Origin of the sequence: Mycobacterium sp. (assembly GCF_050701675.1) — a bacterium.
In the GTDB taxonomy this organism is placed as follows: Bacteria; Actinomycetota; Actinomycetes; order Mycobacteriales; family Mycobacteriaceae; genus Mycobacterium.
The window spans coordinates 1-11,507 of the sequence record NZ_JBOGDD010001185.1 but is presented as its reverse complement, the minus strand read 5'-3'; the positions used below and the strand labels follow the sequence as shown (position 1 = coordinate 11,507).

The window sequence follows — 11,507 nt, the reverse complement described above, 5'->3', positions numbered from 1 at the left end:
GCTGTGGTGGCTGCGCGACATCCTCGACGTCGAGCTGATCGGAATCGGGTCGGCGGGCGCCAAGGCGATGGCCGTCGTCCGTGGGGACGTCGACGCCTACGTCCACGCGGGCGGGCAGTACGAATGGGACTCGGCCGCCCCGGCTGGCGTCGTCGTCGCGGCCGGACTGCATGCGTCGCGACTGGACGGCTCACCGCTGATTTACAACCGGAGTGATCCCTACCTGCCCGACTTCGTGATGTGCAGGTCAGAGCTCGCCGACACCCTGCTCACCGCGATCCGTTCGGTGTTCTGACGTGCGGATCCGGGGGCGAGCGAAGCGGCGGGGGGAATTTCCGGATCGATCGGGGAATGGAATGGCCGCTCCCGTTGTCGCATCACTTCGAGTGACGCACCGCAAGGGGCTGAATTGAGCTGGGAGGCCGAACTGAGCGCACACCCTAGAGTCGGAGCCATGCAATCGTGGCAGGCGCCGAACGTTCCGGAGCTAGCGGGACGAGGGGCGCAGCTACGTCTGTACGACAGCGCCGACCGGCAGGTCCGTCCGGTGGCGGCCGGTGACACGGCCACCATGTACGTCTGCGGCATCACGCCGTATGACGCCACCCACCTCGGCCATGCGGCGACCTACGTGACGTTCGATCTGGTCTACCGGTCGTGGCTGGACTCGGGTCATCACGTGCACTACGTGCAGAACATCACCGACGTCGACGACCCGCTGTTCGAACGGGCCGCGCGCGACGGCATCGACTGGCGCGACCTCGGTGCCACGCAGATCCAGCTGTTCCGCGAGGACATGGCTGCGCTCCGGGTTCTCCCACCGCACGATTACGTGGCGGCCACCGACGCCATCGCCGAGGTGGTCGTACTCGTCGAGAAGCTGTTGGCTTCGGGGGCTGCCTACGTGGTGGAGGACCCGCAGTATCCCGACGTGTACTTCCGCGCCGACGCCACCGTGCAATTCGGCTACGAATCGGGCTACGACCGCGACACCATGTTGCGACTGTTCGGCGAGCGCGGCGGTGACCCCGACCGGCCTGGCAAGGGCGACGAGTTGGACGCGCTGCTCTGGCGTGCCGAGCGGCCAGGGGAACCCAGCTGGCCCTCACCGTTCGGACCGGGCCGACCCGGTTGGCACGTCGAATGCGCGGCGATCGCGCTCGACCGCATCGGTACCGGCCTCGACGTTCAGGGCGGCGGCAGTGACCTGATCTTCCCGCACCACGAGTTCTCCGCCGCACACGCCGAATCAGCCACGGGGGAGCGGAGATTCGCACGGCACTACGTGCACTCCGGGATGATCGGCTGGGACGGCCACAAGATGAGCAAGAGCCGCGGCAACCTGGTGTTGGTGTCGCGACTGCGTGCCGAAGGTGTCGAGCCATCGGCCATCCGGCTCGGACTGCTGGCCGGACACTACCGAACGGACCGATCCTGGACCGACGACGTGCTGTCCGAGGCGCAGACTCGGCTGGCCCGGTGGCGCGCGGCCACCGAGTTGGCGACGGGACCCGATGCCACGGATGTGATCACCCGCGTCCGCGGGTATCTGGCCGACGATCTTGACACCCCCAAAGCCCTTGCTGCGCTTGATGGTTGGTGTACCGATGCGCTGGAGTACGGCGGTGGGGACGCCGAGTCGCCCCGCCGCGTTGCGGCCGCCATCGATGCGCTGTTGGGCGTGGACCTGTAGGCCTGCCAGGCCTGTCCCCGGCGCAGCGCGCTGCGGTACGTTTCGCGCATGAGTTCTGTGAGCGGGAAGGTCGTCTTCATCACGGGCGGCGCGGCTGGCGTCGGTGCCGAGGTGGCGCGCCGGCTACACGACAGGGGCGCGAAGCTGGTGCTCACCGACGTCGACGAGGACGCGCTCGCGAGGCAGGCCACCGAGCTGGGCTCGGACCGCGTGCTGACCGTCGGCGCCGACGTCCGCGACCTCGGCGCCATGCACGCGGCTGCCGGTGCGGCGGTGCAGCGGTTCGGCGGCATCGACGTCGTCGTGGCCAACGCCGGGATCGCGTCGTACGGGTCGGTGCTGCAGGTCGACCCCGAGGCGTTCAAGCGTGTCCTCGACATCAACGTGCTCGGGGTCTTTCACACGGTGCGCGCCACGCTGCCGTCGATCATCGAGCGGCGGGGATACGTGTTGGTGGTCTCATCGCTGGCCGCGTACGCGGCCGCCCCAGGACTGGCGGCCTACAACGCCTCGAAGGCGGCGGTCGAACAGTTCGCCAACGCCCTGCGACTGGAAGTGGCTCATCGCGGTGTCGACGTGGGCTCGGCCCACATGTCCTGGATCGACACCGCGATGGTGCGTGACTCCAAGGCGGATCTGTCCACGTTCGGCGAGATGCTGTCGAAGCTGCCGGGGCCACTGAAGAAGACCACGTCGGTGGCTGAGTGCGGCAAGGCGTTCGTCGCGGGCATCGAAGGCCGCAAGTCCCGCGTCTACTGCCCGAGCTGGGTGGGCGCGGTGCGTTGGCTCAAGCCGCTGTTGTCGACCCCGCTCGGCGAGGCGCCGGTGCTGAAGATCGTGCCCGATCTCCTACCGCGGATGGACGCCGAGGTAGCGGCGCTGGGCCGCTCCACCAGCGCTCACAACGAAGAGTTGGAGAAGTGACGCGGGTACACCGGCCGGCGATCACAGGTTGACGGGGTCCGATGGGTGCACCGTCTTCGAGGTGTCCTTCAGGGCGGCCTTGAATTGCATTGCCCGATAAGGCCATCCGGCTTCGGTGTTCCACTGGGACACGACCAAACCGATACCGCCCTCGACGTCGAAGCGTGAGCCGGGCAGCACGTAGCCGCCGTAGAGCTGCGCAACCCGGTTCTGGTCGTGGTTCTCGCCATGCCAGGCCGAGCCGACGACGGGCGTCTGGATCGGCGTGGCGTGCAGGTTGGCCACCGGTGAGTCGACCACGCGGTAGCCGAGCGCGTACTTCGACGCGAGGAAGCCGCCAAGAATCCACGTGCCCCTCGCCATCCGGCGAAACGTCAACTCGCCCCACCTCTCGCCACGGGGAGTTATCGGCGTGGCCCGCCGCCCCCAACCCCAGCGGTGGCCGTCCCAGCCCCAACTCGAATAGCGCGACCGATTGCCGATGTGCTCCGGACGCACGCGCATCAGGATGATTCCCTTGTCGCGTTGAAATCCCGTCGCCACCACGTACACCCAGCCGTCGTCGGGATCGTGGTCCCAGGACCAGCACTGGGCGAATCCGCCGTGCAGACCGGCGGGGAACTTGGCGTCGTCGCCCAGGTGTGTCCAGGACCCACCGCTGTCGTCGGAGCGCCAGATCTCGGTCCAGGCCACGTTGCCGAACTCGCGGTTGACGATGGCGTGCAGGTACAGCGAATCGTCAACGCGCAGCAGGTCGGACGGGATCACCGTGCTGATGCCGCTGCGGCTCCAGCCGGATGCGGGGTCGTCGTGAACGTAGTGCCAGAGTTGGCGTGCGTAGTCGGGATCGGGACCACCGGCGCGTTCGTAGACGATTTCGTGGTCGGCGTCGCCGGTGCCGATCAGCACGACGGGCGAACGCCACTCGCCGTCACCGACCCTGCGCCCCGAGAACGTGTCGCCGAAGACCGACACCAGCTTTCCGTTCGGCGCCACCACGGATGCCCCGAGATCGGTGGACGTGACTCCCCAGCGTTCGGTGAGGCCAGGGCCCGTGAGGTCGACGACCTTGCCGTCGAGCAGAGGAACGCGACGCCGTTCGGTCCGTCCCGACCTCTGCCAGGCCCGTCCACCCGTCGAAGGGTCGGTCATCGGCATCTTCGTCTCCTCGGTACCAGGCGCGGCGCCCCCAGTATCGCGGCTTTCGCCTGCCGGGCTTCGGCGGTTCGCTGCTGTAGCGTGGGTCTTCAGTTCAGCGCGAACTCCAGCGGTCGCGTGGCGATCACCACCACGAGATGCGGACGGCGGAACATGGCACGACCACTCACTGACCTCGAGCTCCTCCACGAACTGCAACCAGTTGCGGAGGCCGGGCTCAACCAGCATCTCGCCACCACGAAGAACTGGAATCCGCACGATTACGTGCCGTGGTCGGCAGGCACCGACTACGGCACGCTGGGCGGACGCGAATGGGACGTCGAGCAGTCCGGGCTCTCCGAGCTGGCCAGAGTGGCGATGATCACCAATTTGCTCACCGAGGACAACCTGCCGTCCTATCACCGGGCCATCGCCCAGTATTTCAGCCTCGACGACGCCTGGGGGGCGTGGGTGAACCGCTGGACCGTGGAGGAGAACCGGCACGGCATGGCTCTGCGCGACTATCTGGTCGTGACGAGGGCCGTGGATCCGGTCGAGTTGGAACGGGCCAGGATGCTCCAGGTGACCGCCGGCTTCAGCCCAGGTCAGCAGGGGCAGGGGACGGTCGGCTCCGAATCGACGTTGGATACGCTCGTCTACGTGACGCTCCAGGAATTGGCGACCCGCGTCTCACACCGCAACACCGGCAGGGCCTGCGAAGAGCCGATCGCCGACCAGTTGCTCAAGCGGGTCTCCGCAGACGAGAACCTGCACATGATCTTCTACCGCGGCATTGGCTCAGCCGCCCTTGACCTTGCACCCGATCGGATGATCCGCGCGATCTGCCGGATCCTGGCCACCTTCCAGATGCCCGGCTCCGCGATCCCCAACTTCCGCCGCAACGCCGTGAAGATCGCCGTCGGCGGCATCTACGACCTGCGGCAGCATCTCGACGAGGTGATTCTGCCGATACTGCGGTACTGGCGGATCTTCGAGCGCAACGACTTCACCGGCGAAGGCCTCCAACTCCGCGACGACCTCGCGGTGTTCATCGCACACATGGAGTCCGCCTCAGCCAAGTTCGAGGATTCCAAGGCCCGCTACCTCGAACGCGAAGAACGCAAGGCGGAACGGGACTCCTCCAGGTCATTGGTGCTCTGACTGCTGCTAACTGCGGAAGCCTGGACCGCGACGCCGCAGATAGCGTTCGAACTCAGCGGCCAGCGCATCCCCGTCGATCTTGCCGAGCGCATCGGTCATGTCCACCTCGGCGTCCCCCCGCTCCTCGAGGGTCTGCACGTACTCGGCGATCTCGTCGTCCTCGGCGGTCATCTCGGTGACCGCCTGCTCCCACTCCTCGGCTTGCATGGGCAGGTCCGAAAGCGGGACCTCGATGTCGAGGACGTCCTCGACGCGGCGCAGCAACGCCACCGTCGCCTTCGGATTCGGCGGCTGCGACACGTAGTGCGGGACCGCGGCCCAGAACGTCACCGCCGGGATTCCCGCGGCCACGCAGGCATCCTGAAAGACTCCGGCGATACCGGTCGGGCCCTCGTACCGCGTCTCCTCGAGGCCGAAGTGCTTGGCAGATTCGGGGGAGTAGGCCGCGCCGGAAACCGGTACGGGCCGCGTATGCGGCGTGTCGGCGAGCAGCGCGCCCAAGATCACCACGGTGTCGACGTTCAGCTTCTCGGCGATCGTCAGCAGTTCCGCGCAGAACGTCCGCCACCGCATGTTGGGCTCCACGCCGTGCATCAGCACGATGTCCCTGTCGCTTCCGGGTGGGCGGCAGTGCGAGATGCGCATCGATGGCCACACCAGTTCGCGCGTCACGCCGTCGATCTGGCGGATGACCGGCCGGTTCACCTGGTAGTCGTAGTACGCCTCGTCGTCGATCTCCACGATCGTCTCGGCCTCCCAGATGACGTCGAGATGCTCGAGCGCGTCGCTCGCCGCGTCACCTGCGTCGTTCCATCCCTCGAAGGCGGCGACGATGATGGTGTCCTGCAAGTCGGGCAGGTCTGTCACCAGGCCAGCGTAAGCCCTGTCCGGCACCCGCGAGGGCCATCGCCTGGCGGGTCGGGATACGTGACCCTCGACGACTTCGACGACCTCGAGGGCTGCAACGAGATCCTCGACGAGACTCGCCCCGGCCTCATCGAAATCCACCACGTGCACTTCGAGGCAGGCACGACGCGGTCGAGGCGAAATACGTTCGGCTGCAATCTGGTTAACCTGGGTGACTACGACATCGCCCACCAGAACCGCGAGGGGTCTATCGCGGCGATGACCTTGGCGTCCAGACGTCGATCGGGTGACGACGTAGACTTTCCTGGTCGAGAGGCGTTGCAACGGTTATTGGGGGGGCCGGTCCCCTTCCGGTATCCGCCACGCTCGGCAGAGTTAAGGACGCCTTCCGCTACGGAAGGAGTGCACGTGGACGCCATTGACTCGGACATCTCTGTGCCGAACACCCGCCCCGACTGCACCGACGAACTGACGGCTGCTCTCGACCAGCGGATCATGGTGATCGACGGCGCGATGGGCACGGCGATCCAGCGGGACCGGCCGGACGAGGCCGGTTACCGCGGCGAGCGGTTCACGGAGTGGCCGACCGCCCTCCAGGGCAACAACGACCTCCTCAACCTGACGCAGCCGCAGATCATCGAGGGGATCCACCGGGAGTACCTCGAGGCGGGCGCCGACATCCTGGAGACCAACACGTTCAACGCGAACGCGGTCTCGCTGTCGGACTACGACATGGCGGAGCTGGGCTACGAGCTGAACTACGCAGGCGCTGCCCTGGCTCGCAAGGTCTGCGACGAGTTCAGCACCCCGGAGAGGCCCCGCTACGTCGCCGGGGCGCTGGGGCCGACGACGCGGACCGCGTCGATCTCGCCGGAGGTCAACGACCCCGGTGCCCGCAACGTCTCCTACGACCAGCTGGTCGCCGCCTACCTCGAAGCTGCCAACGGCCTGGTCGACGGTGGTTCCGACCTCCTCATCATCGAGACGATCTTCGACTCGCTGAACGCCAAGGCAGCGGTATTCGCCGTCGAGACGCTGTTCGAGAACCGCGGACGCCGCTGGCCGGTGATCATCTCGGGCACCATCACCGATGCATCCGGGCGAACGTTGTCCGGTCAGGTCACCGAAGCATTCTGGAACGCGATCAGGCACGCGAAGCCGCTCGCGGTGGGCCTCAACTGCGCCCTTGGCGCGCCGGAGATGAGGCCCTACATCGCCGAGATGGCGCGGATCGCGGACACCTACGTCTCCTGCTACCCGAACGCCGGCCTGCCCAACGCCTTCGGCGAGTACGACGAGTCCCCGGAGGGGCAGGCCGGTTACATCGCCGAGTTCGCCGAGGCCGGCCTGGTCAACCTGGTCGGTGGTTGCTGCGGAACGACGCCAGCGCACATCGCCGAGATCGCCAAGGTCGTCGAGGGCGTGCCGCAGCGCGAGCTGCCGGAGATCCCGGTGGCCACCCGGCTCTCGGGCCTGGAGCCGCTCAACATCACCGACGACTCCCTGTTCGTGAACATCGGTGAGCGCACCAACATCACCGGCTCCGCCCGGTTCCGCAACCTGATCAAGGCCGAGGACTACGACACCGCGCTGTCGGTCGCCCTGCAGCAGGTCGAGGTCGGTGCGCAGGTCATCGACATCAACATGGACGAGGGCATGATCGACGGCATCGCCGCGATGGACCGGTTCACCAAGCTGATCGCGTCCGAGCCGGACATCAGCCGCGTCCCGGTGATGATCGACTCCTCCAAGTGGGACGTCATCGAGGCGGGCCTGAAGACCGTGCAGGGCAAGCCGATCGTCAACTCGATCTCCATGAAGGAGGGCGAGGAGAAGTTCATCCGCGAGGCACGGCTGTGCCGCAAGTACGGCGCCGCCGTCGTCGTGATGGCCTTCGACGAGCAGGGGCAGGCCGACAACCTGGAGCGCCGCAAGGAGATCTGCGGGCGCGCCTACCGGATCCTGACCGAAGAGGTCGGCTTCCCGGCCGAGGACATCATCTTCGACCCGAACTGCTTTGCGCTGGCGACCGGTATCGAGGAGCACGCGACGTACGGGATCGACTTCATCGAGGCCTGCGCCTGGATCAAGGAGAACCTGCCAGGGGTGCACATCTCCGGCGGTATCTCGAACGTGTCGTTCTCGTTCCGGGGCAACAACCCCGTCCGCGAGGCGATCCACGCGGTGTTCCTGTTCCACGCCATCAAGGCAGGCCTGGACATGGGCATCGTCAACGCGGGTGCGCTGGTGCCCTACGACTCGATCGATGCCGAGCTGCGGGACCGGATCGAGGACGTCGTCCTGAACCGTCGCGAGGACGCTGCCGAAAGGCTCCTGGAGATCGCCGAACGGTTCAACAGCTCCGAGAAGGCTGACGACCCGGTGGCAGCCGAGTGGCGCAGCCTGCCGGCCCGAGAGCGGATCACCCACGCCCTGGTCAAGGGCATCGACGCCGACGTCGAGTCCGACACCGAGGAATTGCGGGCCGAGATCGCCGCCGCAGGTGGTCGTCCGATCGAGGTGATCGAGGGCCCGCTGATGGACGGCATGAACGTCGTCGGTGACCTCTTCGGCGCAGGCAAGATGTTCCTGCCCCAGGTCGTGAAGTCGGCCCGGGTGATGAAGAAGGCCGTTGCCTACCTGCTGCCGTTCATCGAGGCGGAGAAGGAAGAATCCGGTACCACCGCGAGCAAGGACACCAACGGCACGATCATCATGGCGACCGTGAAGGGCGACGTCCACGACATCGGCAAGAACATCGTCGGGGTCGTCCTGCAGTGCAACAACTATGAAGTGATCGACCTCGGTGTGATGGTGCCTGCCCAGAAGATCCTGGACGCCGCGAAGGAGCACAACGCCGACATCATCGGGCTATCCGGCCTGATCACGCCGTCCCTTGACGAGATGGTCAACTTCGCCGTCGAGATGGAGCGCCAGGGGCTGGAGATCCCGCTGCTGATCGGTGGCGCGACCACCTCGCGCGCCCACACGGCAGTGAAGGTGTCGCCGCGTCGTAGTGGTCCGGTGGTCTGGGTCAAGGACGCGTCCCGCTCGGTGCCAGTGGCTGCCGCGCTCCTCGACGACAAACAGCGTCCAGCCCTGCTGGAGGCCACCGAGACCGACTATGCAGCCCTGCGCGAACGGCACGCCCAGAAGACCGAGCGGCCGATGCTGACGCTGGAGAAGGCCCGCGCGAACCGCACGCCGATCGAGTGGGACGGCTACCCGCCGCCGGTGCCTGCGCAAGGTGTGGGAGTACGAGAATTTCTCGACTACGACGTCGCCGAGCTTCGCGAGTACATCGACTGGCAGCCGTTCTTCAACGCCTGGGAGATGAAGGGCCGCTTCCCCGACATCCTCAACAACCCGGTCTCGGGCGAGACGGCCCGCAAGCTGTACGACGACGCCCAGGAGATGCTCGACACCCTGATCAAGGAGAAGTGGCTGACTGCCAACGGGGTGATCGGATTCTTCCCGGCGAACGCGGTCGGCGACGACATCGAGGTCTACACCGACGAGACTCGGACCGAGGTGAAGACGAAGCTGCACAACCTGCGCCAGCAGGGCGAGCACCGGGACGGCATCCCGAACCGGAGCCTCGGCGACTTCATCGCCCCCAAAGAAACGGGCCTCCGGGACTACGTCGGCGCCTTCGCCGTCACCACGGGGCTCGGCAGCCAGGACAAGATCGTCGAGTTCAAGGCGGCCAACGACGACTACAACGCGATCCTGCTGGAGTCGCTCGCCGACCGGCTGGCGGAGGCGTTCGCCGAACGGATGCACCAACGGGTCCGCAAGGAGTTCTGGGGATTCCAGCCCGACGAGCAGCTGGACAACGAGGCTCTCATCGGTGAGAAGTACGTGGGAATCCGCCCAGCGCCGGGCTACCCGGCCTGCCCGGAGCACACCGAGAAGGCGACGCTCTGGGAGTTGATGGACGTCCAGGAGCGCACCGGTATCGAGCTGACCGAGTCGATGGCGATGTGGCCCGGTGCTGCCGTCAGCGGCTGGTACTTCTCGCACCCGCAGTCGCAGTACTTCGTGGTCGGCCGGCTGGCCCAGGACCAGGTCGCCGACTACGCGAAGCGCAAGGGCTGGACCCTGCAGGAAGCCGAGCGCTGGCTCGGCCCCAATCTCGGCTACAACCCAGAGGACTGAGCCCTACGTTGGTGGAAAAGTTTGACACGAGCGTCACGACGCCCGGTGTCCTGTCGGCTGTGCTGTGGGACATGGACGGCACCCTCGTCGACTCCGAAAAGCTTTGGGACATCTCGCTGCACGCGCTCTACGCGCGCCTCGGCGGTGTACTGACGCCGGAGGTGCGGACGTCGACGATCGGCGGATCCTCCGAGAGCGTCATGCGCATCGTCTACACCGATCTGGGTCTGGATCCGGACCCGACGTCGATGGCGGGGGCGGCGGACTGGCTGCACGACCACGTCGGCGAACTGTTCGAGGACGGACTGCCGTGGCTGCCGGGTGCGCGTGAGCTACTCGACACCCTCACCGAGGCGGGCATCCCACTTGCCTTGGTGACCAACACGCGCCGGGAGCTGACGGAACGCGCGCTGAAGAGCATTGGCAGGCACTACTTCTCAGTATCGGTCTGCGGTGATGAAGTCGAGCACGCCAAGCCAGCGCCGGATCCCTACCTTCGAGGCGCGCACCTGCTCGGATTCGAACCCGCGCAGTGCCTCGCCATCGAGGACTCGGTGACGGGAACCGAGGCCGCCGAGGCGGCCGGTTGCCCGGTCGTGGTCGTGCCCAACGACGTCGAGGTGCCGGACAGTCCGCTGCGCAGGCACGTGAGTTCGCTCGTCGGCCTCGACGTCGACGCCCTGCGCGCGATCCATCACGAGCTGAACCGCGCCGCTGATACCCGCGTCGTCTGAGTCGCCGTCGAGATATGACCCTTTGAGCCCGTGGACTGTGCGATCGTCTATGTGACACGCATCACGCAGCGCTGCGAAAGGAAGTCTCATGGCTGGCCAGGGACCACCCGTATCCGACGGCCCGTCGGCGATCAGTGACGAGGACTTCTCGTCGGGCCGAACCGCCATTCGAATCGCCTCGGTAGCCGCTCTGGGCGGGCTGCTGTTCGGCTACGACAGCGCCGTGATCAACGGCGCTGTCGATTCCATCCAGGAGGACTTCGGCATCGGCAACGCCGAGTTGGGCTTCGCCGTCGCCTCGGCACTCCTTGGCGCCGCAGCCGGCGCCATGTCAGCAGGCCGGATCGCCGACCGGATCGGCCGCATCTCGGTGATGAAGATCGCTGCGCTGTTCTTTCTGGTGAGTGCCTTCGGAACGGCGCTGGCACCCAACGTCGAGATCGTCGTCCTCTTCCGGGTCGTCGGCGGTATCGGAGTCGGCATCGCCTCGGTCATTGCGCCGGCCTACATCGCCGAGACGTCGCCGCCCCGCATTCGCGGCCGGCTGGGCTCGCTACAGCAGCTGGCCATCGTCTCCGGCATCTTCTTGTCCTTCGTAATCAACTGGCTGCTGCAGAAGGCAGCGGGCGGCCCCAACGAAGTGCTCTGGCTCGGGTTGGATGCCTGGCGCTGGATGTTCCTCGTCATGGCGATCCCCGCGGTCGTTTACGGCGGTCTGGCCTTCACCATCCCGGAGTCGCCAAGGTATCTCGTTGCCAGTCACAAGATTCCGGAAGCCCGGCGGGTGCTCAACATGCTCCTCGGCGAGAAGAATCTCGAGATCACCATCACCC

9 protein-coding genes are annotated in these 11,507 nt (G+C 66.6%); 7 read left to right on the top strand and 2 right to left on the bottom strand.

Annotation, left to right across the window (positions count from 1 at the left end):
- The 3 genes from ACRDUX_RS36835 to ACRDUX_RS36825 form a co-directional block, all read left to right on the top strand.
- On the top strand, positions 1–295 hold a 295-nt coding region (locus tag ACRDUX_RS36835), incomplete at its 5' end, for an inositol monophosphatase family protein (RefSeq protein WP_526421805.1).
- Positions 296–454: 159 nt separating this feature from the next.
- Positions 455–1,693, top strand: a complete 1,239-nt coding sequence (gene mshC / locus ACRDUX_RS36830; RefSeq protein ID WP_526421803.1) for a cysteine--1-D-myo-inosityl 2-amino-2-deoxy-alpha-D-glucopyranoside ligase — start codon at positions 455–457, stop codon at positions 1,691–1,693.
- Positions 1,694–1,741: 48 nt separating this feature from the next.
- Positions 1,742–2,617 carry an SDR family NAD(P)-dependent oxidoreductase gene (locus ACRDUX_RS36825; RefSeq protein WP_526421801.1) on the top strand — a complete coding sequence of 292 codons (876 nt, stop codon included), beginning with the start codon at positions 1,742–1,744 and terminating at the stop codon, positions 2,615–2,617.
- A gap of 21 nt (positions 2,618–2,638) precedes the next feature.
- On the opposite strand, the gene ACRDUX_RS36820 is transcribed toward ACRDUX_RS36825, so the two are convergent.
- Positions 2,639–3,769, bottom strand: a complete 1,131-nt coding sequence (locus tag ACRDUX_RS36820; RefSeq protein ID WP_526421813.1) for a DUF4185 domain-containing protein — start codon at positions 3,767–3,769, stop codon at positions 2,639–2,641.
- 159 nt (positions 3,770–3,928) lie between these two features.
- On the opposite strand from ACRDUX_RS36820, the gene ACRDUX_RS36815 reads away from it, so the two are divergent.
- Positions 3,929–4,915: an acyl-ACP desaturase gene (locus ACRDUX_RS36815; protein ID WP_526421799.1), complete on the top strand. Its 987-nt coding sequence runs from the start codon at positions 3,929–3,931 to the stop codon at positions 4,913–4,915.
- Between the two features lie 6 nt (positions 4,916–4,921).
- Here ACRDUX_RS36815 and ACRDUX_RS36810 read toward each other — a convergent pair whose 3' ends face one another.
- Complete coding sequence (locus tag ACRDUX_RS36810; protein ID WP_526421811.1) at positions 4,922–5,785, bottom strand: PAC2 family protein; 864 nt, start codon at positions 5,783–5,785, stop codon at positions 4,922–4,924.
- A 492-nt stretch (positions 5,786–6,277) separates the two neighbouring features.
- On the opposite strand from ACRDUX_RS36810, the gene metH reads away from it, so the two are divergent.
- The 3 genes from metH to ACRDUX_RS36795 all read left to right on the top strand — a co-directional run.
- Positions 6,278–9,940 (top strand): methionine synthase, encoded by a 3,663-nt coding sequence (gene metH, locus ACRDUX_RS36805; RefSeq protein WP_526421809.1) that lies wholly within the window; start codon positions 6,278–6,280, stop codon positions 9,938–9,940.
- A 50-nt stretch (positions 9,941–9,990) separates the two neighbouring features.
- A complete protein-coding gene (locus ACRDUX_RS36800; protein WP_526421807.1) occupies positions 9,991–10,674 on the top strand; it encodes an HAD family hydrolase in 684 nt (227 codons plus the stop codon).
- A gap of 88 nt (positions 10,675–10,762) precedes the next feature.
- A partial coding sequence (locus tag ACRDUX_RS36795) for an MFS transporter (RefSeq protein ID WP_526421797.1) occupies positions 10,763–11,507 on the top strand: 745 nt, incomplete at its 3' end.